General features: G+C 63.8%; 22 protein-coding genes and 1 riboswitch. Of the genes, 14 read left to right on the forward strand and 8 right to left on the reverse strand.

Annotated elements, in window-relative coordinates:
- Positions 1-6: 6 nt before the first annotated feature.
- Positions 7-1,191 (forward strand): Gfo/Idh/MocA family protein, encoded by a 1,185-nt coding sequence (locus tag CGK93_RS07560; protein ID WP_442857027.1) that lies wholly within the window; start codon positions 7-9, stop codon positions 1,189-1,191.
- Between the two features lie 10 nt (positions 1,192-1,201).
- On the opposite strand, the gene CGK93_RS07565 is transcribed toward CGK93_RS07560, so the two are convergent.
- Positions 1,202-2,140, reverse strand: a complete 939-nt coding sequence (locus CGK93_RS07565; RefSeq protein WP_089594293.1) for a LysR family transcriptional regulator — start codon at positions 2,138-2,140, stop codon at positions 1,202-1,204.
- A 107-nt stretch (positions 2,141-2,247) separates the two neighbouring features.
- On the opposite strand from CGK93_RS07565, the gene tdh reads away from it, so the two are divergent.
- Positions 2,248-3,294 carry an L-threonine 3-dehydrogenase gene (gene tdh / locus CGK93_RS07570; RefSeq protein ID WP_089594294.1) on the forward strand — a complete coding sequence of 349 codons (1,047 nt, stop codon included), beginning with the start codon at positions 2,248-2,250 and terminating at the stop codon, positions 3,292-3,294.
- Positions 3,295-3,348: 54 nt separating this feature from the next.
- Entirely contained in the window at positions 3,349-4,542 is a 1,194-nt protein-coding gene (locus CGK93_RS07575; RefSeq protein WP_089594295.1) for a glycine C-acetyltransferase, read from the forward strand.
- A gap of 111 nt (positions 4,543-4,653) precedes the next feature.
- On the opposite strand, the gene CGK93_RS07580 is transcribed toward CGK93_RS07575, so the two are convergent.
- Entirely contained in the window at positions 4,654-5,370 is a 717-nt protein-coding gene (locus CGK93_RS07580; protein WP_089594296.1) for an AAA family ATPase, read from the reverse strand.
- A gap of 166 nt (positions 5,371-5,536) precedes the next feature.
- Here CGK93_RS07580 and CGK93_RS07585 point away from each other — a divergent pair, with 166 nt between their 5' ends.
- Both CGK93_RS07585 and hutI read left to right on the forward strand, forming a co-directional pair.
- Positions 5,537-6,634 (forward strand): NAD(P)/FAD-dependent oxidoreductase, encoded by a 1,098-nt coding sequence (locus CGK93_RS07585; RefSeq protein WP_089594297.1) that lies wholly within the window; start codon positions 5,537-5,539, stop codon positions 6,632-6,634.
- Between the two features lie 11 nt (positions 6,635-6,645).
- On the forward strand, positions 6,646-7,884 hold the full coding sequence (hutI, locus tag CGK93_RS07590; protein ID WP_442857028.1) for an imidazolonepropionase: 1,239 nt from the start codon (positions 6,646-6,648) through the stop codon (positions 7,882-7,884).
- A gap of 65 nt (positions 7,885-7,949) precedes the next feature.
- Here the strand turns inward: hutI and CGK93_RS07595 are convergent, their stop codons facing one another.
- A complete protein-coding gene (locus CGK93_RS07595) occupies positions 7,950-12,356 on the reverse strand; it encodes an endo-alpha-N-acetylgalactosaminidase family protein (RefSeq protein WP_089594298.1) in 4,407 nt (1,468 codons plus the stop codon).
- A gap of 274 nt (positions 12,357-12,630) precedes the next feature.
- On the opposite strand from CGK93_RS07595, the gene CGK93_RS07600 reads away from it, so the two are divergent.
- The 5 genes from CGK93_RS07600 to CGK93_RS07620 are packed head-to-tail and all read left to right on the forward strand — an operon-like array spanning position 12,631 to position 17,110.
- Positions 12,631-13,548, forward strand: a complete 918-nt coding sequence (locus CGK93_RS07600; RefSeq protein ID WP_089594299.1) for an SIS domain-containing protein — start codon at positions 12,631-12,633, stop codon at positions 13,546-13,548.
- 9 nt (positions 13,549-13,557) lie between these two features.
- The gene (locus CGK93_RS07605) at positions 13,558-14,481 is read left to right on the forward strand and encodes an ROK family protein (RefSeq protein ID WP_089594300.1); all 924 of its coding nucleotides are present in this window, start codon (positions 13,558-13,560) and stop codon (positions 14,479-14,481) included.
- 8 nt (positions 14,482-14,489) lie between these two features.
- The gene (locus CGK93_RS07610; RefSeq protein ID WP_089594301.1) at positions 14,490-15,458 is read left to right on the forward strand and encodes a 1-phosphofructokinase family hexose kinase; all 969 of its coding nucleotides are present in this window, start codon (positions 14,490-14,492) and stop codon (positions 15,456-15,458) included.
- Positions 15,440-16,294 carry a class II fructose-bisphosphate aldolase gene (locus CGK93_RS07615; RefSeq protein WP_089594302.1) on the forward strand — a complete coding sequence of 285 codons (855 nt, stop codon included), beginning with the start codon at positions 15,440-15,442 and terminating at the stop codon, positions 16,292-16,294. Before CGK93_RS07610 ends, CGK93_RS07615 begins: the two co-directional genes overlap by 19 nt.
- Before the next feature lie 24 nt (positions 16,295-16,318).
- Positions 16,319-17,110, forward strand: a complete 792-nt coding sequence (locus CGK93_RS07620; RefSeq protein ID WP_089594303.1) for a DeoR/GlpR family DNA-binding transcription regulator — start codon at positions 16,319-16,321, stop codon at positions 17,108-17,110.
- On the opposite strand, the gene CGK93_RS07625 is transcribed toward CGK93_RS07620, so the two are convergent.
- Positions 17,088-17,813, reverse strand: coding sequence for a histidine phosphatase family protein (locus tag CGK93_RS07625; protein WP_232481574.1), 726 nt, complete (start codon positions 17,811-17,813; stop codon positions 17,088-17,090). The genes CGK93_RS07620 and CGK93_RS07625 overlap by 23 nt on opposite strands.
- Before the next feature lie 62 nt (positions 17,814-17,875).
- Between CGK93_RS07625 and CGK93_RS07630 the strand changes: the two genes are divergently transcribed.
- On the forward strand, positions 17,876-18,649 hold the full coding sequence (locus CGK93_RS07630; RefSeq protein ID WP_089594305.1) for a CPBP family intramembrane glutamic endopeptidase: 774 nt from the start codon (positions 17,876-17,878) through the stop codon (positions 18,647-18,649).
- 121 nt (positions 18,650-18,770) lie between these two features.
- Here CGK93_RS07630 and CGK93_RS07635 read toward each other — a convergent pair whose 3' ends face one another.
- On the reverse strand, positions 18,771-19,409 hold the full coding sequence (locus tag CGK93_RS07635) for a VOC family protein (RefSeq protein ID WP_089594306.1): 639 nt from the start codon (positions 19,407-19,409) through the stop codon (positions 18,771-18,773).
- Positions 19,410-19,634: 225 nt separating this feature from the next.
- On the opposite strand from CGK93_RS07635, the gene CGK93_RS07640 reads away from it, so the two are divergent.
- Both CGK93_RS07640 and metX read left to right on the forward strand, forming a co-directional pair.
- Positions 19,635-20,951 (forward strand): bifunctional o-acetylhomoserine/o-acetylserine sulfhydrylase, encoded by a 1,317-nt coding sequence (locus tag CGK93_RS07640; protein ID WP_089597278.1) that lies wholly within the window; start codon positions 19,635-19,637, stop codon positions 20,949-20,951.
- 185 nt (positions 20,952-21,136) lie between these two features.
- A riboswitch (SAM riboswitch) is annotated at positions 21,137-21,253 on the forward strand.
- A gap of 15 nt (positions 21,254-21,268) precedes the next feature.
- Positions 21,269-22,390 carry a homoserine O-acetyltransferase MetX gene (gene metX / locus CGK93_RS07645; RefSeq protein WP_089594307.1) on the forward strand — a complete coding sequence of 374 codons (1,122 nt, stop codon included), beginning with the start codon at positions 21,269-21,271 and terminating at the stop codon, positions 22,388-22,390.
- Between the two features lie 39 nt (positions 22,391-22,429).
- On the opposite strand, the gene CGK93_RS07650 is transcribed toward metX, so the two are convergent.
- The 3 genes from CGK93_RS07650 to CGK93_RS07660 all read right to left on the reverse strand — a co-directional run bounded on the left by CGK93_RS07650 (position 22,430) and on the right by CGK93_RS07660 (position 25,030).
- Positions 22,430-22,882, reverse strand: coding sequence for a hypothetical protein (locus CGK93_RS07650; RefSeq protein ID WP_089594308.1), 453 nt, complete (start codon positions 22,880-22,882; stop codon positions 22,430-22,432).
- A gap of 77 nt (positions 22,883-22,959) precedes the next feature.
- Positions 22,960-24,120, reverse strand: a complete 1,161-nt coding sequence (locus tag CGK93_RS07655) for a winged helix DNA-binding domain-containing protein (RefSeq protein WP_089594309.1) — start codon at positions 24,118-24,120, stop codon at positions 22,960-22,962.
- A 67-nt stretch (positions 24,121-24,187) separates the two neighbouring features.
- Positions 24,188-25,030 carry an SGNH/GDSL hydrolase family protein gene (locus CGK93_RS07660; RefSeq protein WP_089594310.1) on the reverse strand — a complete coding sequence of 281 codons (843 nt, stop codon included), beginning with the start codon at positions 25,028-25,030 and terminating at the stop codon, positions 24,188-24,190.
- 70 nt (positions 25,031-25,100) lie between these two features.
- Here CGK93_RS07660 and CGK93_RS07665 point away from each other — a divergent pair, with 70 nt between their 5' ends.
- Positions 25,101-25,751 (forward strand): alpha/beta hydrolase, encoded by a 651-nt coding sequence (locus tag CGK93_RS07665; protein WP_089594311.1) that lies wholly within the window; start codon positions 25,101-25,103, stop codon positions 25,749-25,751.
- Positions 25,752-25,809: the final 58 nt, after the last annotated feature.

Raw genomic sequence — 25,809 nt, forward strand, 5'->3', positions numbered from 1 at the left:
CACACCATGGAAAAGGATTTGAAGGTTGGCATCGTAGGTTTCGGCCTGCGTTCAGGGCTATGGAAACATGCCCACAAGCCAGGCCAGGGCTCTGAGGTCACCGTTGTCTGCGACCTCAGCGAACGAGGCCGGGCCGATGCTGCAGAACGGATCCCCACCGCCCGGGTCACCGGGGATCTGGAAGAACTCCTGAGCAGTGGGATTGACGCCGTCCTGGTCCTGACCCCCGATAACCAGCACGCCGCCGTCGCGGTCCGTACGCTCAAGGCGGGCATCCCCACCTTCTGCGAGAAGCCGCTGGACATCACCATTGAGGCTGCGGACCGGATCCTGGCGACGGCTTACGACACCGGCACGCGCTTGTACGTGGGCCACAATATGCGGCACATGCCGGTTGTAGTACAGATGCGCCAACTCATCGAGGACGGCAGGATTGGCGAGGTCAAGGCTGTCTGGTGCCGTCACTTCGTGGGTCACGGTGGTGACTATTACTTCAAGGATTGGCATGCCCAGCGCGCCAACGTCACCTCACTTCTGCTCCAAAAAGGCGCCCACGACATCGACGTGATCCACTGGCTTGCCGGGGGCTACACCAAGCGGGTTGCCGCCGTCGGTGATCTCGCGGTCTACGGTGACGTCGCGAACCGCAGCGACAACGCCGGAAAGCGCATGGGTGACTGGTTCTCCATGGACAACTGGCCGCCCACGGAGCAGAAGGACCTGGCGGAAGTGATCGACGTCGAGGACATCTCCATGATGAACATGGTGCTGGACAACGGTGTGCTTGCCTCCTACCAGCAGTGCCACTTCACCCCTGACTACTGGCGCAACTACACCGTCATCGGCACCAAGGGCCGCATCGAAAACCTCGGCGACGGACCTGGCGAGACCATCAATGTCTGGACCAGCCGGTCATCCGGCTACGCGGCACCGGACGAGGTCATTACCATCCAGGACGGCGAAGGTGGCCACGGTGGCGCGGATCCCCGCTTGATCGAGGAGTTCCTGCGCTTTGCGTCCCAGGGCGGCCAAACGCAGACCAGTCCCATTGCAGCCCGTCAGGCAGTCGTGGCCGGCATCCTTGCGGCGGAATCACTCCGCGGTGACGGCTCTGCGCGCGAGGTTCCGGAGCTCCCTGCCGGACTGGTGGACTACTTCGACGCCGGCCAGCCCGCCCTGGTCCGGGACTGACCGCCCGCGGTCAGCGGGGGCCGGACAGCTCCACAAGCTCGGTCATGACGGTTTGAAGTGACTCGCAAACCGTCATGACCGATTTCCGTTTGAGTGTCTCCGGCCGGGCGAGGATGTCGATCTTGCGCACCGAATTCACGCCGGACAACGGACGCAGCACCACTCCGGCATCCAACACCCGGCGCGCTGTGAACCGCGGCAAAAGCCCGATCGCCCCGCCCGCGGAAACCAGAGCCGCAACGGTCGAATAGTCGTTGATCCGGTGCAGCACCTCGGCCGGTCTGCCGCTGACGGCAACGACGGCGGCCAACACGTCCGCGGGGGAGTAGCCATCGCGGCTGGTCACCCAGGATTCACCCACGACGTCGGATGGCTCCAGTTCCTGCCGGGCCGCCAGGGGGTGATCCGCCGGGAGGGCGATGTCCAGGGGCTCGTCTGCGAGTGGAATCACCGCCACCTTGTCCTCCGGCCATTGCGGGCTGTTGTCCATCCGGTGTGCCAAAACGAGGTCGTACCGTGCGGCCAACCCCGGGAAATCCTCCTGCGCCACATCCTCATCGGACAGTCGCAGGCGGGGCGACTTCCCGCCGTCGGACGCTGTTCCGGACGCCAGCAGGGCCGCCAACGGCGCGAACAGCGCCTGCCCCGCGCTGTGGAACGCACTCACGCTTACCGGCGCGTCCGGAGCATCGTGATAAGCGCCGATTGCTGCCCGCGCATCTGCCATGGCGTTCACGACGGCGGCACCTGCCTCGGCGAGGACGCGGCCGGCGTCAGTCAGCACCAAAGCCCGGCCTTCTTTGCGGGTCAACGGCACATCCACCGATTTCTGCAGCAGTGCGAGCTGCTGGGAAACAGCCGACGGAGTGACCATGAGCGTCTCGGCCACCGCTTTCACGCTGCCGAGGTCGCCAAGCTCACGAAGCATCTGCAACTGGTGTATTTCCATTAGCAAATCCTAAATCGTTGATTGAGAAGAATCTAGTTGTGCTAAATCGTTGACGGGGCTCTAATGGACTCAGCAGCAGCGAAGCAGCCCCAGCAGTGAGGAATCCCATGAAGGCTCTCTACAAATCCGGACCCCATGCAGGGTTCGAACTCGTCGAACGTCCAGAGCCCGAAGCGGGCCCCAGCGACGTCAAGATCCGTGTGATGACCACCGGTATCTGCGGCACCGACCTGCACATCCAGAGCTGGGACGCCTGGGCCCGGAGCATCATCGAGACGCCGCTGATCGCCGGCCACGAGTTCTATGGCGAAGTAGTGGAAATCGGCGACGACGTCCGCGACGTCAAGGTAGGGGACCGGGTCTCCGGCGAGGGCCATGTGGTCTGCGGAATCTGCCGCAACTGCCGCGCCGGACGCCGCCAAATGTGCATCCACACCGTCTCCGTCGGCGTGCAGCGCGATGGTGCTTTTGCTGAATACGTCGTCATCCCGGAAACCAACGTCTGGGTTCACCACGATGAATCCGTCACCCCGGAACTCGGTGCCATCTTCGATCCCTTCGGCAACGCCGTCCACACCGCGCTGAGCTTCCCGCTGGTCGGCGAGGACGTGCTGATTACTGGCGCCGGACCCATCGGACTCATGGCCATCGCTGTCGCCCGCCACGCCGGTGCCCGCAAGATCGCCATCACGGACGTTTCAGCTCCACGGCTGGAACTCGCACGCCAGATGGGCGTTGACCTCGCCGTCGACGTCTCCAAGATGCGCGTCCGCGACGCCCAGCAGGAACTGGGGATGCGCGAAGGGTTTGATATCGGCCTGGAAATGTCGGGACACCCCACCGCGCTGCCTGAGATGATCGACAACATGAACCACGGCGGCCGCATCGCCATGCTGGGCCTCCCCAGCCAATCCATCGACATCGACTGGGGCAAGGTCGTCACGCACATGCTCACGCTCAAGGGCATTTACGGCCGCGAGATGTTTGAGACCTGGTACGCCATGAGCGCCATGCTGTCCTCCAACCCCGTGCTGCACCGAAACATCTCCGCGGTAGTCACCGACAAGCTCTCTGCCAAGGACTGGGAGAAGGGCTTCGAGATCGCCCGCAACGGCACTGGCGGCAAAGTGGTCCTCGACTGGACTGAACTGTAGCTGGACCTGAACTGCACCCGGCACCCGGCCCCCTCAACTTTAGGAGCACCCCTTATGTACTCAGCCATTAAAGACCAGCTGCAAGGCGAACTGGACGAGATCCGCAGCGCTGGCCTCTTCAAGACCGAACGCCACATCGACTCCCCACAGGCCAGCCACATCGCCGCAGGCCAGCTCGGCCAGCCCGCCAACAAAGTCCTGAACTTCTGCGCCAACAACTACCTGGGCCTGGCTGACCACCCGGACATCATCGCCGCAGCCAAGACCGCCATGGACGAGCGCGGCTTCGGCATGGCGTCCGTGCGGTTCATCTGCGGAACCCAGGACCTGCACCTGGAACTGGAGACCCGTGTCTCCAGGTTCCTGGGGACCGAAGACACCATCCTGTTCTCCAGCTGCTTCGACGCCAACGGCGGTGTGTTTGAGTCACTCTTTGGCCCCGAAGACGCCATCATCTCGGACTCCCTGAACCATGCGTCCATCATTGACGGCATCCGCCTGAGCAAGGCCAAGCGCTTCCGCTACGCCAACCAGGACATGGCGGACCTCGAAGCAAAGCTGGTGGAGGCCGAGGGATCCCGCCGGAAGATCATCGTCACGGACGGCGTGTTCTCCATGGACGGGTACCTCGCGCCGCTTGAGGCCATTTGCGACCTTGCCGAGAAGCACGACGCCTTGGTCATGGTGGACGACTCCCACGCCGTCGGCTTCATGGGACCCACCGGTGCCGGCACCCCGGAGCACGCCGGCGTTTCCGAGCGTGTGGACATCTACACCGGAACGTTCGGCAAGGCCCTTGGCGGTGCGTCGGGCGGTTACGTTTCCGGCCGCGGCGAGATTGTGGCGATGCTCCGCCAGAAGGCGCGCCCGTACCTGTTCTCCAACTCCCTCGCACCGGCCATCGTTGCGGCCACCATCAAGGCGATCGAACTGGTCCAGGAATCCGGTGAACTCCGTACCCGCCTGTTCGAGAACGCTGCACTGTTCCGCCGCCGCATGAGCGAGGAAGGCTTCGAGCTCCTCGACGGCGAGCACGCCATCATCCCCGTCATGTTCGGTGATGCCGTGGTTGCGGCCAAGGTAGCCGACGAAATGCTCAACAACGGCGTCTTTGTCACGGCTTTCAGCTTCCCCGTAGTGCCTAAGGGCGTGGCCCGGATCCGCGTGCAGCTCTCCGCTGCGCACAGCGCGGACGACGTCGAAGCGTGCGTTCAGGCGTTCGTCAAGAGTCGCGCCGCGGTCGCCTAAGGCCAAAGGTCTCTCACGTCCCACGGGCTTGCGGCCGATGCTCTCTCACGTCCCTCGGACTTGAGGCCGATGCTCTCTCACTTTCTTCACGACAGTGGGAGAGCATCGGCCCTATAGGTGCCGAAGGTATCTTTCCGGAGCGTCCAAGAATGAGCGCCAGTTGGTGATCAGGTCCAAGTCGGCCCATTGCCTGGGACGTAAGCCCCACTGCCCGACTTCAAGAATTTGGGCGCCCGGAAGGGCGGCCAGCAGGGGCGAGTGCGTAGACATAATGACTTGGGACTTGCCTCCAACCAACAGCTCCTTGAGAACTGACAGCAGGCTGAGGCAGCCATTGAACGACAACGCTGATTCAGGCTCATCCAATACCCATAATCCGGGCCCGCGGAACCGGTCAACAGCGAGCTCAAGGAACGATTCGCCATGGGACATGTCGTGGAAGGGCAAGTCGCCGAACGTGCTGGGGTTCTTCTCCAGATAGGTGAAAAAACCATGCATGGTCTCAGCACGGAGGAAGTAACCACGCCTGCTGCTGCCGGCGTTGCGGATGAGTTGCAGGTGGTTGCCCAGTTCGGATTCCGTAGACCTTGTGGTGTGACGGGCTCCCGTTGATCCGCCCTCCGGGGACAAACCGTAGGCCAAGGCGATGGCCTCCACCACTGTTGACTTACCAGAACCGTTTTCGCCCACGAGGATGGTTGCAGGAGGCAGATCCAGACCTTGTTCCAGAAGCTGGGTTACCGGAGGCAAGCTGGCAGGCCACTGTTGGCGGTCCAGTGCGTTGGCGGGATCTTCTATCACCCGCTGAATGGGATGGTTGCGGTGCATGCCGTCATTGTTGCAGCCCCGGCAGACGTTGAGGCCGCAGGGACCCGCCGCGCATCACGAACGCGGGATGTGAGTGAGCGTTCGGCGGAAGGGCTTGGGATGTGAGAGAAGGTTTCGTTAAAGGGTGCGGGATGTGAGAGAGCATCGGTTCTGACAGGATGGAGCCATGGCTTCGAATTATGACGTGGTAATCGTAGGCGGTGGCATCGGGGGACTGTCCTTGGCGGCGGCTCTCGCGGGCAAGTGCACGGTTGCCCTTGTTGAGGCCGAGCAGTCCTTGGCCTTCCACACGTCGTCACGTTCGGCCCGGCAACTTATCCCCAGTTACGGTCCGGCAGTCGTGCAGGAGCTGACCATTCGAACCCTGGAAATGTTGGCGGCGCGCGATGCCCAGGCTGACGAACCCATCCTCACGCCACGCGGTTTCATGCTGGTAGGCGACGAAGAAACAGTCCACGCCGAGGCCAGCGGCAACATGCATGCCATCACCCACGACGAAGCGATGCGACTTTGCCCGGTGCTCGACCCCGACTCATTTACAGCCGCAGGACTGGATAACGGCTCCTTCGGCTGCAACGCACCGCTCCTGCTTGAGGAACACCGCCGCACAGCGGAAGCTGCGGGCGTGGACATCATCACCGGAGCCAAGGTCCACTCCGCCCAACGATTGGGGAGCGGCTGGCAGGTGGGCGCGGGAACCGAAGGGTTCCAGTCCGGCGTCGTGGTTAACGCGGCAGGCGCGTGGGCGGACGAGCTGGCCGTCATCAGCGGGGTGGAGAAGCTGGGACTGCAGCCGTACCGACGGACGGCTGCCATCGTCAATGTTGATAGCCCCTTGACGCTGGAAACACCCATGGTGTGTGCCGCTGACGACACGTTCTATTTCCGCGCCGAGGGCAACCAGGTGCTGATTTCGCCGTCGGAATCCGTGCCGAGCGGGGCCGAGGACGCCAAGCCCTATGCAGGTGATGTGGAGGCCTTGATCAGCAAACTCAACACCGTGACGTCCTTGGGAATCCATTCAGTGGACCGGGCGTGGACTGGCCTCCGGACAGAAGCTGCAGACGGGATTCCAGTGGTGGGGTTCGACGCGGAAGCACCGGGCTTCTTCTGGCTCGCAGGGCAAGGCGGCTACGGCTTCCAGACGTCGTCAGCCATCGCGGAGCTGGCCGCAGCACTCATCCTCGGCGACGTACAAGGCGACAGTCCGGAATCCCGGACAGCGGAGCAGTTGGCGGCCGTGCGTTGGTCCATCCGGCGCTGAACAATAGGGTCATGAGCGGAATCAGGAACGGGAACAGCGGCAGCACAGTCATCACCAACATCGGCGAACTGATGACCCAGGACCTTGAACACCGGGTCCTGAAGGACGCCGCGATGGTGATCGAAGGAGAAAGGATTTCCTGGATCGGCGCTGCCAAAGACGCTCCGGCTGCCGACGCAATGGTCGACGCCGAAGGCCGCGCCGTCCTGCCGGGCTGGGTCGATTCACATTCCCATCTTGTTTTCGCAGGGGACCGCACTGCCGAGTTCGAAGCCCGCATGGCCGGGGAAAGCTACAGCGCAGGCGGGATCGCGGTCACCACGGGTGCTACGCGCAGCGTCAGCGATGACGAACTCACCCGCCTCGTCCGGGATCGCGTGGCCGAGGCAGTCTCACAAGGGACCACGTACCTGGAGAGCAAGACCGGCTACGGGTTGGACGTCGAGAACGAGGCCCGCAGTGCCCGCATCGCCGCAGCCGAAGTGGACGAGGTCACCTTCCTGGGCGCGCACTTGGTCCCGAAGGGCTCCGATCCCGAGGAGTACACGGACCTGGTGTGTGGGCCCATGCTCGACGCCGTCCTCCCGCACGTTCGCTGGGCCGACGTCTTCTGCGAGCGGGGCGCGTTCACGGAGGACCAGTCCCGTCGGGTCCTGACTGCAGCGCGCGAGGCCGGTCTGGGCTTGAGGGTCCACGGGAACCAGTTGGGCGAGGGGCCAGGTGTTGCCCTGGCCGTAGAGTTCGCCGCAGCGAGTGTTGACCATGTCAACTACTTGTCGGACAAAAACATCCGGGACCTCGCGGGAACCTGGGCGGGCTGGGATCCGGCAACCGGAACGGGCACCAGGGGCACGGTGGCAACCTGCCTTCCCGCCTGTGACCTCTCCACCCGTCAGCCTCTGGCGCCAGGCCGTGAATTGATCGACGCCGGCGTGCAGATCGCCCTGGCCGCCAACTGCAATCCGGGGACCTCGTACACCAGCTCCATGGCTTTCTGCGTCACCACTGCTGTGCTGCAAATGCACTTGAGCGTCCACGAAGCCGTCCGGGCGGCAACGTACGGCGGCGCTTTGGCGTTGGGCCGGGAGTCAGGGAACGACGTCGACGGCGAACGGGCGGTGGGTTCGCTCGCCGTCGGACATCGGGCGGACCTGCACCTGCTCAAGGCACCGTCGGCCACGCACCTGGCTTACCGACCGGGGATCCCGTTGACTCATTCTGTGTGGCGGGCCGGGGTCCGGGCTGTCTAACAGAACACAAAACAGGGGCAGTGTTCCGGTAGGAACACCGCCCCTGTTTGTGGGGGATGAAGGGACTACGCGCAGCTGAACTTCGCGTCGGCCCAGTCGCCCCAGTCATCGCCGGCGTCGTCGCCGTTCTTGTCAGCGACCAGCTCGACGTTGCGGACACCGGTGATGTCCACGGTGAGGGGGAGCGCGGCGGAGTCGGCGCTCAGGACGGGGGTCCGCAACAGTTCGCGCCCATCGCCCTTGACAATAAACACCACGGAACCGTGCAGGCCCTTGTTCAGCTTCGCGTCGTCCACTCCCACCACGGCGGTGAAGGCGTTGCACTTGGCCTCCGTGGCGATGCTGATCTTGGAGTCGGCATGGACGCCGATGCCCTTGGAGTACACGACGCCGTCCAGCCGCAGTGCGGGCCCGTCGCCGGCGTTCTGCTCACCGTTGGCCCGGTCCCGTTCTGCAGGTCCCCAACCGTTGGTGCTGCCGATCCAGGGCAGGTCGGAGGCGAACACGGTGCCCGACAGGACGGGTGCCGGCGGCTCCTGCGAGGTGGTGGAACAAGTGAATTTGGCGTCGGCCCAGTCCGCGTGGTCGTTGCCGTTGGAATCACCGGCATCGTTGGCCACCAGTTCCACGTACTGGGCACCGGTGACGTCCACCGTGAGTGGCAGGGGAGCGCTCGCAGCGCCCAGAACCGGTGTGGTCACCTTGGTGGTGCCATCGGCAACCACGGAGAACTTCACGCTTCCCCGCGTCGGTTGGGCGTCGTCGATGCCCACGGTCGCGGTGAAGGCGGTGCAGTAGCCGCCCAGGTAGTAGCGGACGGTACCGTTGGCGTGGGCTCCCAAGCCCTTGGCGTAAACAGTGCCGTTCAGCGTGAGCGGAGTGCCGTCACCGGCTCCGGTTCCACCATTGGACTGGTCCTTTTCCACTGGACCCCAGCCATTGGTGGCGCTGACCCACGGGTGGTCGCTGGCGAATACGGTGGCCTGCGGAGGCTTGGGCAGCGTCCGGACGGCCGTGGTGGTGCTGATGGTTCGGCTGCCTGCGGGCTGCGGGGTCGTGTTGTAGTTGGCCGTCGCCGTGATGGGGTAGTCGCCGTCAGCCGAAGCCGGCGCGGTGACCTTCCACGTGGTGGTCAAGGTGCCCCCGGCGGGCAGCGTCGAGGCCGTTGCGGGCGTGGATGGTGTTGCCGTCCACCCCTCGGGCAGTCCCAGCGACACGGTCAGATCATTGATGGCTGCCGGTTCGTCGGATACAAACGTGGTGACGAAGTCCTGGGCCTTGCCCTGCTGGACCACATCGCCCTGGAGCGCCGCCGAGAGCTGCGCGCAGGCCGGGACGGATTCGGACGCGCCGAGATCCTCCACCAGGAAGTTGTCCAGGGTGAAGTCCGAACCATCAGTACTGCCCGTGCGCTGCAGTCCCACAAAGTAGTCTCCGCAGAATCCGGTATCCAGGGTCTGCTCGAACCGTGTGGTTGACGTCGCGGCCTCGATCGCCTGGCTGCCCGTCACTGCGGGTCCGGCTTGGGAGTCGTAGCCGGAAACCCAGGCGTATTGGCCGTCCTTGGAGTTTTGGTAGTCGAAGGAAATCTTGTACTTGTGGCCCGCCTGGAACGGAACTGTGGCCTCCGTGGTCCGGTACACCATGCCCGGTCCGCCGTCGGGTGCGCGGTTTTCGTCGTGCGCGATCAGCGACCACGTTCCGTCCAGTACTTCGTCGATCACGTTGGTGTGCCAGCCCTTTTGGGTGAAGGGTTCGTTACGTTCGGTGATGTGCGTGCGCGGGTCCGTGGAGCCGCCGGCATCGCCCTTCACGAAGGGTCCCCAGCCTTGGTCCACGTTTTCGAAGTCCTCGCTGAGCACGCCGGTGGTGGCCACCCTGGCGGTTTTCACCGCACGGAAGTCGTCGACGCGCACTGTTGCGTCGCCGTCGGCCGCTGTGACGGTGACCTTGGCCTTGGTGTTCTTGTGGGGAACGTCCACCAGGACGCGGATGCGCTGGAAGGCTGTCCCGTGTTTCTCGTCGCCGGCCACGAAATTCCCGGCGTTGGAAGAATCAATGGTGACGCTTTCGGTCTTGCCGCTGATGTCCACGGAGAGCGTGGTGGGACGGGTCTTGCCGGGCTGGATTTCCACCCAGGCGCTCACTGATTGGGTTCCGGCGTCCAGCTTCACTTCCTGGCTGATCGACGACGGCGTTGCCCCCAATTCGGCGAAGCGGCGGCCCTTGTCATCGCGGACCTGCGTGACGGTGCCGGCGGGGTTCCATGGGGAGAGGTCTGCGCCGTTGAAACCGGGATCGTTGAAGGCCGTCCCTGCGCCGAAGTTGGCCTTCTTCGGCAGCTCAGCCTTGTTGTTCTTCGGAGCCAGGACATAGGGCTGTTTGGCGTCGGCCGTGACGGCGACCTGTCCGTTGACCACGGGCACGTCGGCGACCTTCACGCGGCCGTTGTCCGTCAGCTTGAAGAGCTCCAAGGAGCCGGCCTTGGCGAACTCCTTGGTGAGCGTCCACGTGGTGGCGCCACCGGCAGGGTTGTAGTGGTAGAGCTTGTCTGCCGTACCGTTTTCCTTGGAAGACCACGGGAGCAAGTAGGTTCCACCCTGCAGGACGGAGGTGCCGCCTACGGTGATATTGCGTTCTGCTGCCGTGTTTCCGGTGACGGAAACCCCATCGGCGAGGTCGATCCGGTCTGCCGTCCACTTGGTGATCTGGTGGTGCTGCAGGAATTTCGCAGGCACGTTGGCCGTCCACACGTTCTCGCTGAACGCATTGAAGTCGTTCTGCCCGGTCCAGCCTTCGAACTCCACAATATGGCTCACGCCAAGCTTTGGATCGGGGTTCCAGACGTCCGACTGGGTGTTGTTGATGAAACGCAGGATCTGCGAGTTGATGCCCTTGTTGGTGGAGCCGCCGTACTTCTCATCGTTGGCCCAGTGGGACCAGGTGTTGTTCCGGGAGAGGTGGTCTGCCCATTCAGAGCCCACCCGGAAGCCGTTCTTGACCAGTTCCTGCTGCAGGCGCTCGGCGAGCCAGCCGAACTCGTAGTAGACGTCCACGTACACGAAGTCCAGGTTCTTGTCCGTGGCTTCGCGTAGTTCCTTGATGCGCTGGGCGAGCTTGCCGGAATTAATGTCCTCGCGCTGGTTCATGTAGTAGGACTGGTCCAGCCAGTTCCATCCCAGTCCCTTGTCCGCGCGCAACAGGTCCTCGCTGAAGGACTTGGCTTCCGGATAGATCTCCGTGGCATTGATGTGGACGCCGAAACCGGCATTCCAGTCCTTGCCTTCCTTCACCAGCGTGTTGAGGTCCTCCAGACCGCCTGCACGGGTGTTGAAGTTGTTGCCGTAGTCCGTGTTGGCGGAGTCGTGCCCCTCGCTGGTGTAGCCCTTGAGCATGGCCACCTGCCCCAGTCCGTCGGTGGCCAGGGCGATGCGCTTGACGTCATCCAGGGTCCTCAGGAACGGGTGGGTTGCCTGCGAAGCAAAGTTGAACGGGATGTGCGTGATCACGTTGTCCGGCGTTTGCTCGGCCTTGTTGGGGTTGACCTGGATGGACCTCATGGCGACCGCCGCGTCCTGCCAGTCCACGCCGCCGTCGGCATTGGCATCGCTGGTGATGGCCACGCGGGTCCACGGAAGTTCCTCGGTGGTTGCGGAGCCTTCTGCGCGGTACAGCCACTGGCCGCTGGCGATACCCATGGATACGCCGCCGGCTCCGTCGCTGACGGCTTGGCGCCAGAAGCGTCCGCGGTCCTTCGCGCCCGGGCCCGACGACGTGTCGTACAGGGCATTGGACTCCACAGCGGCGCCCAAGGTGGCGGTATTTGCCAGTGCATAGGCGGAGCTCTTGGCGGTGGCGTCGAGGGGAGTCGCCGGGGTGATGGGCGTGAATTCGTCACCGCTGACACTGCGGTCCACGGACAGGTTGGCCGTCGAGACCTGCGCACCGGGCTGGGTGGATCCGACGGTCACCAGGTTCAGCCGGGGGAGTTGCAAGGTTTTGACCTGGTGATCAGCGGAGTCCTTGATCTCCGTGACGTTGAAGGACACCACGTTTTTCTTAACCGAGAGCCGGGCTTTGATCACGGTGTTGCCGAAATCCGGAACGGTCAGCACGTACTCCCGGGCGTCGTTTCCGGACCCGGTGGAGGAACCGGTCACCGTATATTCCACGCCATTGAGGGTGATGGTGCTGAGCCGGGTGACGGTACCGTCCAGGTGCGCCTTCGTGGCAGCGTCGGTGTAGCCGAGGACCTGCGGGAAGGTGGTGGAGACCTCCACGGCGAACTGGCCGGAGGTGATGACGGCAGCATCGATAGCACTGGCGATGTCTGCTTGCTGGGCGAACGGAGCGAAAGGGGAGGATGGGGCCGCGTTGGCAGGATGTACTGCCAGCAGGCCGAGTGAGGATGAGGCGACGACGCAGGCCAAACTCAGCGATGCGAGGCGTCTGGGGGATGACAAGCCGGGCATTATGCTCCTTCTTGATTTTTCCAAGCGAATAACGATCATGTTCTTGCGGACTGTCTAAGACTGCTGCACAGGACAGAAGTTGACAAGAGTTAACAAGCAGTTAACTTAAATGCACATCCCGGCACACGCTTACCGCGGTCCGACGGCCATTCCCGCTGTGTGCGGTTAATGAGCAGACTTCCCCCGCGGATGATCCTTGTGAGATCGAAAATGATCGTTTAGTGTTTCTATAGATCAGAAAACGTCATTAAGCTGAGCGGGAGCGGAACACACGATGAGCGAGAACACACTGGGCGCCTTCATGGAGGAAGAGCTGGTTTCCCAGCCCGACGTATGGCAGCGGGCTGTAGAGCAAGCCCGTGCCGAGGACTTGCTTCCGGCTGACGGAAAGCGCATCGCCGTGATCGGTTGCGGGACCTCCTGGTTCATGGCGCAGAGCTACGCGGCCGCCCGCGAATCCGCCGGGAAGGGCGTCACCGATGCCTTCGCCGCGTCCGAAGCTTTCCTTAACAGCAACAGCGCCGATCGCCAGTACGACGCCGTTGTGGCCATTACGCGGTCAGGAACCACCACTGAGGTACTTGAGATCCTGGCTGAGCTTCAGGGGATCGTCCCCACCGTGGCAATCATCGGCGACACCACCTCCCCGATCATCGAACTGGCAGATGCCGTGATCGGACTGCAGTACGCCGATGAGCGTTCGGTAGTTCAGACCCGTTTTGCGACCACAGCGCTGGTCTACCTGCTGACCAGCCTTGACATCGATGTGCAGCAGGCCATCGATGATGCCCGCGACGCTGTGAGCGCGCGGGTTCCGCAGGAACTCCTGGATGCCGAGCAGTTCACCTTCCTCGGCACTGGATGGACGGTTGGGCTGGCCCACGAGGCAGGCCTGAAAATGCGCGAGGCTGTACAGGGATGGACCGAGTCCTATCCCGCCATGGAGTACCGGCATGGGCCCATCTCCATCGCGGCTCCGGGCCGCGTCACCTGGTTGTTCGGTGCCCAGCCTGAAGGGCTGGACGCCGACATGGCCGTCACCGGCGCCCTCTACATCCATACCGACAAGCACCCGTTGGCTGAGCTGGCCAGGGTTCACAAGGTCACCTTGGAGCGTGCGCGCGTCCGTGGACTGAATCCCGATCTGCCCCGCAACCTGACGCGCTCCGTCATTCTCAACGCCTCCGCCTAGGCACCCGTCATGGTTCTCGGAGCCGCAGAATCACCGGTCCTCTCCTTCGACGTTGGCGGGACTGACATCAAAGCCGGCTTGGTGGATGCCAGGGGAAACGTCCTGGGCATGCGCCGCGTCCCTACGCCATTGGATCCTGCTCGCCCCGGCGAAGCGATCCTGGACAGGCTGGCCGAGCTTAAAATCGAACTGTCGACCGAATTCCCGGAGGCCACCGCCAAAGCGGCCGGCATCATCGTCCCGGGCATCGTGGACTCCGTGGCCGGCATCGGTGTCTATTCGGCCAACCTCGGCTGGCGTAATTTCCCGTTCACGGCCGAAGCCGAAAAGCGGCTGGGGATTCCGGTGGCGTTTGATCATGATGTCCGGTCCGCTGCGGCCGTAGAACACACCTTTGGTGGGTCCAAAGAGTTCAAGGACGTTGTGGTGATGGTGGTGGGGACCGGCATCGCCGCAGCCGTTTTCTCCGGTGGCAAGGCGGTCACCGCTGGCGGCTTCGCCGGTGAGCTCGGCCATGCCCAGGTCCCGGACCCCGACGCCGGACCTGGCTCCACGGGCTCCACCATCCTGGAAGCAGTCGGTTCGGCCGGTGCCATCGCCAAGCGCTACTACAAGGCGTCCGGGAACAGGGTGAACGGTGCCCGCGGTGTCCTGCTCAGGGCCGAAGGCGGCGACGAACTGGCCGCACGCATCTGGGCCGATGCCGTGGATGCCCTCGCCTTCACCATCTGCCAGTGCGTCAACATCATAGGAACCGAAGCGGTGGTGATCGGCGGCGGCCTGGCTGAAGCCGGCGACGAACTGCTGGAGCCCCTCCGGACCAAGGTGGACGGCATCCTTGACTTCCAGCGACGCCCACAGCTGATCCGGGCCGAACTGGGGCAAGACGCCGGCCTTTTGGGTGCGGCTTTGAACGCACGGGCACTCCTGTGAGCAGCACAATGAAGCGAGCCAACGTGAACCGCATCATCACCGTCACCGCCAATCCGGCCATCGACATGACCTATACCGTGCAGGGAATCACCGAGGGCGCCAGCCACCGTGTACCCACTCCTTTGAGCCGGGCCGGCGGCAAGGGCATCAACGTTGCCCGTGTGACCCACCAACTGGGCTACCCTGTCCTGGCCATCGCACCCACCGGAGGCGCCGCAGGGCAGACCCTCGCAGCTGAGCTCTGGACCAGCGGCGTTCCCCACGCCCTGGTGGGAGTCGCCGCCGAGACCCGCCGCAGCATCGCCTTGGTGGACACCGTCGCCGGCGAAACGTCCATCTTCAACGAGGAGGGCCAGGCACTCCTGCCGGACGACTGGCGCGCACTCCGGATTGCGGTGGTTGAGGCCGTCAGCGGAAACCGAAACCTCCCGGCCTCCGTCCTGGTCGGTTCGGGAAGCCTGCCGCCGGGTGCTCCAGCAGATTTCTATCCGGAGCTGGTGCGCCTGGCCCACGACGCCGGTATCCCGGCCATCATCGATACCTCCGGTCCCGGAATCATCGCCGCAGCCAAAGCGGGCGCGGACATCCTCAAACCGAATCATCACGAGTTGGCCGAAGCGACCGGGGAATCCAGCCTGGAAGCAGCCGCCCTCGCCCTGATCGACATGGGTGCCCGAACGGTACTGGTCAGTGCCGGGGCAGACGGCATGCTCGCCTTCGATCATGCCGCTCCCGGCGGCTACTGGAGCGCGCGCCTGCCTGAAGCGCTGAGGGGCAACCCCACAGGGGCGGGCGACGCCGGTGTGGCGGCTGCCGCCGTCGCACTCGCCGAAGGCATCACGGAACCGCGCGAAATACTCCGCCGGGCCACCGCGTGGTCCGCCGCTGCCGTGCTCATGCCGGCCGCCGGCGAAATTTCACCGCGGTACCAGGAACTTCAAGACCAACTGATCGTGACATGGAAGGAGACCCGGTGACCCTGGTCAACACACGGGAACTCATGGACAGGGCCGCGGCTTCCGGCGCAGGCCAAGGTGCGTTCAACATCATTCATATCGAAACAGCCGAGGGCCTGGTGGCCGGAGCCGAAGCGGCAGGTGTTCCGTTGATCCTGCAGATCTCCGAGAACTGCGCCAAGTACCACGGTGGGCTCGAACCGATTGCGTCAGCCGCCCTGGCGATCGCCCGCTCCGCCGCCGTCCCGGTCGCCCTGCACCTGGACCATGCGGAGTCCGAGGACCTCGCTCTGGCTGCGGTCGACCTTGGGTTCGGCTCGGTCATGTACGACGGCGCACATCTGCCCTACGAGTGGAACGTCGAAGTCACCCAACGTGTCGCCGCCTACGCCCACCAGCGCGGCGTTTACGTCGAGGCCGAGCTCGGCAAAGTGGGGGGCAAAGACGGTGCCCATGCCCCGGGCGTCCGGACCGACCCCGCCGAGGCCCAGGCTTTCGTTGAGGCCACCGGTGTGGACGCGCTCGCTGTGGCTGTTGGTTCCTCCCACGCCATGACCGAACGAAGCGCCGCACTGGACCTCCACCTGATCACCCGCCTGAAGTCCGCGGTCGGAAAACCGTTGGTCCTTCACGGCTCCTCAGGCGTCACAGATGAGATGCTCGTAGCCGCTATCGGCGCGGGTATGACTAAAATCAACGTATCCACACATTTGAACGGGTTCTTTACCCGCGCCGTCCGTGAGTACCTCGATGCCAACCCTGCAGTGGTGGATTCCCGGAAGTACCTCAAGGCCGGCCGGGATGCCCTTGTGCTGGAGTCCGCACGTATGCTGACGCTGTTCGCCAAAGCGAAATAGCTCCGAACCCGCGAAAGGCTCGTCATGACGCGCACCGATCGGCTGACCGCCATCCTCGATCTCCTGGCCGAGTCCGGCCATGTGGAAGTCGAGGACATCGTGACGCGTCTGGGCGTGTCACCAGCCACGGCCCGTCGAGACCTCGACAGCCTCGCCAAGCAAAGGTTGCTCAGCCGGACCAGGGGTGGCGCCACCACCGGATCGGTGGCCTATGACCTCCCGGGCCGCTACAACCGTGACGACCACGCCCAGGCCAAGCAGGACATTGCCCAGGCCGCGTCCGCGCTGATCCGACCCGGGGCCGTGATTGGCCTCAGCGGCGGCACCACCAACACCGCGCTGGCCCAGTTGCTCTCCACCCGTGAAGACCTCAACGCCCCGTCCAACAGGCCCACGCTGACGGTGGTGACCAACGCCATCAACATTGCCTCGCAACTGGCGGTCCGGCCCAACATCAAGATCATGGTCACCGGCGGCATCCTGAATCCACGCTCCTACGAGCTCGTGGGCCCCTACACGGACGTGATCATGCAGAAAGTTGCTTTGGACATTGCGTTTATCGGCGTCAATGGTGTTGACCCGGACCTCGGTCCCACCATCACCGACGAAGGCGAAGCCATGGTCAACACCGTGATGGCACGGCGCGCCACGGAGTCCTACGTGGTGGCTGACTCCTCCAAAGTGGGCCGCCGCTCCTTCGCTGCCATGGCGGGTTACGACTTCAGGCACCTCATCACCGATGCCGGAATCAGCGCCGAGGACAAGGCCGCCTTCGAAGCCAAGGGCACGGAAGTCATCGTCGCATCCGCCGGCTAGCACCGGCGAGCTGGGTGCGCCGCCTGAACCGCATTCTGGGCGCGTGCAGCACCGAATCGTCAACATCCCTGGGCACCCACTGGCTGAACGGTGAATCGAGGCTGTACTGGCCGTCGTCGTTCATCATCAGTGTGCGCAACTCAGCGTTGTCCGGGTTGTTGAGGGATTCGAAGTACTCAACCGTCCAATGGAACCAGCGCATGCAGAACAGGCGCATGGTCAGTCCGTGCGTCACCAGGAGAGCGTTCGGCGCATACGTGGGCTTTTGCCAGTGGCGGTAGAGCGTCTCCATGAAGGACGACACGCGGTCGTACACATCCGAACCGGATTCACCCTCGCGGAACCGGTAGAAGAAGTGGCCGTAGAGGTTGCGGAGCTCCTTTTGGTCCTCGATCTCCCCGGCAATCTGGAAGTTGGCCCAGTCCTGCTCACGAAGCCTGGGTTCCTCAATGACCCGTTCTATCAACGAGCCCAGATTCAATGCCTCCAAGGTCTGGTACGCCCTCAGATACGGTGAAACGTAGACGCAGACCTGTTGCCCGTCGAGCTTGCGGCGAAGGTCTTCACCGGCAATGCGGGCTTGCTCCACGCCGAGTTCCGTGAGGGGGATCCGGTAGTCCGGCACACGGTTGTAGATGGACGTGTCGGCGTTCGCGGCGGACTGGCCGTGCCGGATCATGAAAATTCTCGCTGGGGCACCCATCCCACCAAGCATAGGTGCGTGGTTCCCGGCATAGTGGCAGGAACTGCGGGCAAGATAGGTACATGTTCCTTGCTTCCCACCGACGGCTGCGCGCCGAAGTACTTATTGTGCTGGGCCTGTCCCTGGGCCAGTCGGCCGTCTATTCCGTGGTGCAACTTCTGGACAAGATGACGCGGGCTCCCTTGGCCGACGCCACCTCAACCCTGAACCGGTCCCAAAGCACCCGCGAGTACTTTGACCTCACCTACCAACTGCTGGACATCATCTTCGCCCTGGTGCCTGTGGCCCTGGTGTTCTACTTCCTGTCCTCGCATCTCCAGTCAAACCGCGACGGCGACAACGGCTCGGCATTCGCCCGGCTCGGCTTCAACTTCGCCCGGCCGGGCAAGGACCTGCTCCACGGTGTGGGACTTGCTGCCGTGATCGGAATTCCGTCTCTGGGCCTCTACGCCGCCGGCCGGGCACTGGGCATCACCACGGCGATTGTCCCCAGCGGGCTGGACGCCTACTGGTGGACCGTACCAGTGCTCATCCTCTCGGCCGTGCGGCACGCGATCGTGGAAGAAGTGATCGTGGTGGGCTACCTCATGGACCGCTTCGGGAAGTTCGGCTGGAGCATGCCCGTGGCCATTGTGGTCAGCGCCGTCCTGCGGGGGAGCTACCACCTGTACCAAGGTTTTGGGCCGTTCATCGGCAACGTGGTCATGGGTTTGGTGTTCGCGTGGATCTATACCAAGACCAAGCGGGTGATGCCCTTGGTGATTGCCCACGCGTTGCTGGACATCGTGGCGTTTGTGGGCTTCAGCCTGTTCGGCAAGGCGATGGGACTGGGGTAGGGCGCTTAAAAATATCCGGCCGCCATCGGTGGGTGACGTCATTGGCACCCGCTGATGGCGGCCGAAGTTCTTACCGGACAGGGATGGCCGGTGCCGGGACGAGCCCGGTTGGACGGGGCGGTCAGATGGTGACGGCTCCGGAGGCGGTTTCGAAAGTTACTGACATGATTCCCGGAGTGCCGTGCGGTGCCATCCACTGGACAGCGACGTCCTCAAGCGGCTTTTCCACCGGTTCTCCGAGCCATTCGGTGACGCGTTCCGCCGAGCCCGCAATGGTGAGGCTGGACATCTTGACGTCGCTTTCGTAGATCCTGGACGGGTGCAGCGAGGGGTCGCCCTCCCACTTGAGCAAGTACGGAACCTGGGGATCTGCGATCAATCCCAGGATGCCGATCTGCTGCCACACCAGTTCGCGGCCGTCAGGGAACTTGCGGTTGCCCGGAACAGCGGAGCGGCCAAGGCGGTCCTCAAACGGTGCCAGGTCGTCAACAGCGACGCACCAGCCCATCCAGCCACCACCGGCGGCCGAGCGGGCACGAACTGCCTGGCCAAAAGGCGCTTTGTCGGAAGCAGGGTGGTCCAGGACCTCCACCACTTCCAGGTACTTGTTATCCGCAAGGGGAATGATCATGTTCCGGGTACCGAAGCGCGGGTGCACTCCGCCCCGGACAGCGTCCACTCCCAGTGCCGCGGAAATTCGTTCGGTAGTGGCCAGAAGGCCATCTCGTTCACAGGCGTAAGAGACGTGATCCATGCGCATGGCTTCATCTTGGCACTTTGTGATCGGGGTCTCAGCTAAGTCAACCCTAACTAAGGTGGGATGTGTATAACCGGTGCCGTGTGGCGTCATGCAGGGACGCTGAAAGACCGAAAGATTCCACCGGCGTCACAAAGCTGTCCAAGGCTCCGGACACTTCCTAGACTGGCCCCAGCTCACATGCAGCCCGTTTCCACAGAACCCATGCGCCACGAACAGGAGAACTCCATGTCCCAAGGATGGTCTTTCGAAACCCGCCAGATCCACGCCGGTCAGGAGCCTGACTCTGCCACGGGAGCACGGGCATTGCCGATCTACCAGACCACGTCCTTTGTGTTCCCCAGCGCCGAGAGCGCAGCCAACCGGTTTGCCTTGGCCGAGCTCGCACCCATCTACACCCGGATCGGCAACCCGACGCAGGATGCCGTGGAGCAGCGGATCGCGAGCCTCGAAGGCGGCTTGGGAGCGCTCCTGCTGAGCTCCGGCCAGGCCGCGGAGACCTTCGCCATCCTCAACATCGCGGAGGCCGGCGACCACATCGTGGCGAGCCCCAGCCTGTATGGCGGTACTTACAACCTTCTGGCGCACACCCTGAAGAAGTTCGGCATCTCGGTGACCTTCGTAGAGGACCCGGACAACCTGGACCAGTGGCGTGACGCCGTCCAGCCGAATACCAAACTGTTCTTCGGCGAGGTTGTTTCCAACCCGCGCCAGGACGTACTGGACATTGAGGGCGTCGCCCGCACCGCCCACGAGGCCGGCGTGCCACTTATCGTCGACAACACACTGTCCACTCCCTACCTCATCCGTCCCATCGAGTGGGGCGCCGACATCGTGGTCCACTCCGCCACCAAGTATCTTGGCGGTCACGGTTCTGCCATCGCCGGCGTGATTGTGGACTCAGGCAACTTCGACTTCGGCAAGGACCCGGAGCGCTTCCCGGGTTTCAATACTCCGGACCCCAGCTACAACGGACTGGTGTACGCCCGCGATCTTGGCAAGGGCGGTGCGCTCGGCGCAAACCTTTCCTACGTCCTGAAGGCGCGGGTCCAGCTTCTTCGCGACCTCGGTTCCGCTGTGTCCCCGTTCAACGCTTTCCTGATCGCCCAGGGGCTGGAGACGCTGAGCCTGCGCGTCGAACGTCACGTAGCCAACGCCACCAAGGTGGCCGAGTGGCTGGAAGCCCACGGCGACGTCGAATCGGTCGCCTATGCGGGTCTGCCGTCCAGCCCGTGGTATGACCGTGGCCGGAAGTACGGTCCCCAAGGCACCGGCGCCATTGTTGCCTTCAACATCAAGGGCGGCGTTGAGGCGGGCAAGCGCTTCGTGGACGGACTGGAACTGCATTCGCATGTTGCCAACATCGGCGACGTCCGCTCGCTGGTCATCCACCCGGCGTCCACTACGCACAGCCAGCTGACGGTGGAGCAGCAGCTGGTGGCCGGCGTGAACCCCGGCTTGGTCCGCTTGTCCGTAGGGATTGAGCACGTGGATGACATCATCGCCGACCTCGAAGCAGGCTTCCGGGCCGCCAAGGGAGCCTGAACCCGGAGCTGAAAGCCAGGGCGGGACTGCGCCTGACGCCTTTCCTGGAATGCCGCCCGGACCGACGATTATTCGACGGGCGGCATTCCGGAGTGCTGCTTTGTGAACGAAAACGCCCTGAACCGTCACACTGATGTCACATTCTTCGCCATAAGCGCCCTGTATTTCCTAGACTCTTCGTATTAGGTCATGAGTGCCAGCGCATAGCCCCGGCTTGCTGGCCGGCAACCCTCCTCCGCGGTGGGGTGCCCCGGGTGAAGACCTGGCCTGTTCGCACGCAAGGCGACGGGCAAGCGCGAGGTTAAGGTGTCAAAGGAATGACCATTACTGCTGCAGCACTTCCAAAATCCGGGGAAGAAGACGGAACCGTCAAGTACGCCGCCATTGGGCCGCTGGACCTTGAAGCGGGCGGATTCCTGCCCGACGTCGTCCTCGCCTATGAGACCTGGGGGCAGCTGAACGCCGATGCCTCCAATGCCGTGCTCATCCAGCATGCCCTCACGGGCAGCACGCACGTTGCCCGGGGAGCTACGGACGAAGAAGGATGGTGGGAGCAGTTGGTAGGCCCCGGTGCCACCATCGACACCAACAGGTTCTTTGTCATCTCCATCAACATCGTGGGTGGCTGCTACGGCAGCACCGGACCGTCCTCGGAGGCGCCGGACGGCCGTCCTTGGGGCTCCCGGTTCCCCCTGGTCACCCTGCGCGACAGCACCGAGGCCGAGGCGCGCCTGGCTGAAGCCCTGGGAATCGAGGCCTGGCACGCCGTGTTGGGCGGTTCGATGGGCGGCGCCCGCGCGTTGGAATGGGCAGCGACCTTCCCGGAGCGGGTGAAGCGCTGCGCCGTGATATCCGTGGGTGCCTACAGTACGGCCGAGCAGATCGCCTTTGCACAGGCCCAAACCCTGGCCATTCGCCAGGACCCGAACTTCAACAACGGCGATTACTACGGTGGCGCGGCCCCTGAGCACGGGCTCGCCTTGGCCCGGCGCATCGCCCACATCACCTACCGCTCGGCGTTGGAGTTGGATTTCCGCTTCGGCCGCGAAGCCCAGCACCAGGAGACACCACTGGCCGCTGCGGTCCTGGGGGAGCGTGGCCGCTATCAGGTGGAGAGCTACCTTGACCACCAGGGAACAAAGCTCGTCCGACGATTTGACGCCAACAGCTACATCGCCATCACCGAAGCCCTGATGTCCCACGACGTCGCACGCGGCCGTGGATCGCTGGAGGCAGCATTGTCGCGCACCACTGCGGAGTTCTTCGTTGCGGCGGTGGACAGCGACAGGTTGTATTTCCCGGCGCAATCCCGGGAATTGGCGGCAGCCCTGCCGGGTGATGTTCCGGTTCACGTCATTGAGGCGCCGATCGGCCACGACGGGTTCCTGACGGAAATCGGCCAGCTCTCAGCACAGCTCCGCGGAGCCTTCTTCGCCTAGATTGAGTCTCGGCTGCAGGGCGCCGTGTGGGCCGCCGGCCTAGCCATTCATGATGTCGCCGCGTTGCTTCATGTAATCCTCCATGGCGATCTCCCCGTTGCTGAACTTTGCGTCCAGCTCTGCCAGCTTGCGGGCGCGGTAGCCTTGCGGCTCCGAACCGTTGGTGGCGGGGAAGGGCGCGGGGGATGAAGGGTTCGACGGCGCCCCGGACTGCGGTGTGTCATCCACAGGGCGGATGATGGTCGGCTCGGTCGGATAGCCCGGGTAGTTCTGTAAGGGGTAGTCCTGTCCCGGGTGATCCTGTCCCCGGTAATCCTGCTGAGGGTAGTCCTGCTGTGCCGGATAGCCGGGGCCGGGCAGGTTCTGTTGGGGATAGCCGGGGCCGCGGAAGTTCCCGTTCTGGATCCGTCGCGCCCGGGAGCGGTTGTACATGCGGATCCCGAGCGGAATCAGCCACGAGCAGACGATGATCCAGAAGATCAGATTGTTCACAGTGCAGGCCTCCTAGGTCTTATCCCAGCTTAGCCCCGTCGTACGGCGTGAACTCCGGGCGCCTTCAGTGAACCTTTTCAGAGGAGCCGGGCTTCCATGCCCAGGAACTGCCCATAGCGTTCCACTTCGGCGTCCAGGGCCATCTGTTCGGGAGGGCTTGCGGGCTGGTTCATGCGGACATCCAGTTGGCAGGCTCCGCCGGAGAAACCATGGCGCCACCATCCGGCCAACCTGCCATCCAGCAGGACCACGTGCATGGGCCCGTTGTCCTCGGGGAAATATGGGGCTGTCCCGCCGAGGTAGTGCCGGGACTGCGAATAGCCCATGACATATTCGTCGTAGCACTGGATGAGGTCGATGCGGGGGAGTCCTGCGTCATGCGGACGCGAACGGCCCCCGTCGTTGGTGAGCTCGCCGACGTCTTCCGGGGCCAGGTAAAACTCCACGCCGTCCATGGCGAGCGATGCCAGCGAGCCCGGCGACAGCTTCCCAGCCACCTGGAGGCCCAGTTTTACATCCTTCATGGTCAGCCCTGACCACACGGCGCAGTCCTTGATGGTGGCGGGTCCGCGGCTGCCGAAGTACCGGAGCACCAACGTCCCCAAGGCCTCTTCACGGTCCTCCCCGGCCAACGGCGTACGAACGAAACCGGGAACGCGCTCCTCGAAGAGAGCGTACGTCTGTTTCAGGGCGCCCCCGGCAGAGCGGATGGGGGCGCCGCTCACCAGGATGCGACTGACCTCGGCGTGCATGAGGTGGTAGATAAACCCCAGGCCCTTGCTGGGTAAGCCGGCCTGTCCCAGGACCTCAGCCAGTTCTTCGCGTGTCTTGTGGGCGCCGTCGGCTACGGCTGAGGCCAGGATCCGGCCACTGAGTGCGGACGTTTCTTCGTCCACTCCTGTTTGGCGGTACATGCCTTTGTTTCCCTGATGCAGCCGGTCCGCGGAGAGCCCCATCAGCCAGCCGAGGTCGTCCCGGTGCACAAAGTGCCACGTGGGGCGCAGGATGTGCGTCCGCAGGATGGTTCCATCGGCAACGGCTTGTTCCACGTCGGAGGAAGTGGAAGCGGATGTCCTTTGTGCAAGGGTCCACCGCGCATACGGAAATTCCTGGGACTGGACTGCCAGCAGGTTGCTGACCACGTCTCCGGCGGTCCCGGACAAGGGAGCCCGCAGTTGCTGCCGTCGCAGGCGCAGGCGCCGGACGTTCTCCGCGAAGGGGGAGGCGTTATCCGACACTGCGGCCCCCGAAGCTGCGGCCCCCAAGAAACCCTGCCGGCACCATCGCCGTCACCTTAACGTCGCCCTAGCGCCGCGGAAGCAAAGTGCCACTGGGGCCGAAGACGGGGCCCGGCGTCGGACGCTTTGGCGTGATGCCGTCACCGGAGGACTGGTGCCGGAGCCTTCGGATAACCCACGGAACAAAGTACTCGCGCGCCCAGACAAGGTCCGAGGAGCGGGCCTCGCGCCACGTCCGCGGAGGCAGAGGCTTGGGCATCAAGGGCTCAAGGGTGTGTTGGACGTTCAGTGCCTCCAGGACCATCATGGCGATGGTGTGGTGGCCCAGCGGCGAGAAGTGCAGGCGGTCCGCATCCCACATCTGGGAATCCGCCAACTGCCGCAAGGACCACATGTCTGCAATGATGGCGTCGTGGCGTGCGGCCACGGTCCTGAGGTTCTCGTTATAGATGGCCACCTTGCCGCGGATGCGCCCCAGTACGGAGGCTGCGGTGTCCGGGCCGTTGAAGAGCACCACGGTGGCGCCGCCAGAGCTTAGCTCTCCCACTGCGGTATCGAGCTTTTCGGCCAGCAGGTCGGGGTCGCCCCCGGGTCGGATGAGGTCGTTGCCGCCGGCTGAGATGGACACGAGGTCAGGCTGCAGTTCCAGGCAGTGGCCTACTTGTTCATCGATGATCTGCTGGAGCAACCTGCCACGGATGGCAAGGTTGGCATAGGCAAAGTCTTCCTGCCCGCGGCCCAGTTCCTCGGCCACCCGATCTGCCCAACCGCGGTGACCGCCGGGGTTCCGGGACTCGGGGTCGCCGATGCCCTCCGTGAAGGAGTCACCCAGCGCCACGTAACGGGTCCAGGGGTGTCGCTGTAGAGGATCGCCGGGTTTCAACAACTGATTGTTCTCACTCACGCTCATATCCTGCCCCCTCACGGCGAACCTACGCCACCGTAGGTTGTTACTTGTGGGTAACTGCAAGAATGGAACCATGACTGAAGCCCCCGCATTCCCCGCGCCTGTTGTCCTGTGGTCCCATGACGAAGCCGAGCGTGCAGGCAAGCCGCTCCTGGTCCTGCTGCACGGTTACGGATCCAATGAGGACGACCTTTTCAGCCTGGCAGGGTTGCTGCCTGACGGATTCGTGGTGGCGGCCCTTCGTGCGCCGATGCCCATGGGACCTGGCTTCACGTGGTTCCCGCTCACGGCATCCATCGACTACTCCCTGGATGCCGTGAAACTCGCGGCCGAGTACGCCCTTGAGTGGCTGGACACGGTCAAGGCCAACCACTCTTCGGTCACCCTGCTTGGCTTCTCCATGGGGATGGCCATGGCGACCACCATGTTCCGCTACCGTCCCGCGGACTTTGCCGCCGTCGTCGGGCTTTCAGGCTTTGTGATCGACGCCGGCGCTGACGCCGCCTTCCGGGACTACGAACTGGACGGATCGGTGCCCATGTTCTGGGGCCGGGACCAGCAGGATCCCGTCATCACCCAGGACAAGATCGACTACACCATGGGGTGGGTGCGCAAGCACGTTGACCTGACCAAGGTGCTCTACACGGGAATGTGGCATGGCATCAACCAGCAGGAGATCGGCCACGTGGGCGAGTTCCTGACCCATAAAGTCCTGACTGACTGACTGACTGACTGACTGACGCAGTTTTTGTACAGGTAACGCCCCTAAGAGTCGTTCAAAA

Origin of the sequence: Arthrobacter sp. YN, from assembly GCF_002224285.1 — a bacterium.
Classification (GTDB): domain Bacteria; phylum Actinomycetota; class Actinomycetes; order Actinomycetales; family Micrococcaceae; genus Arthrobacter.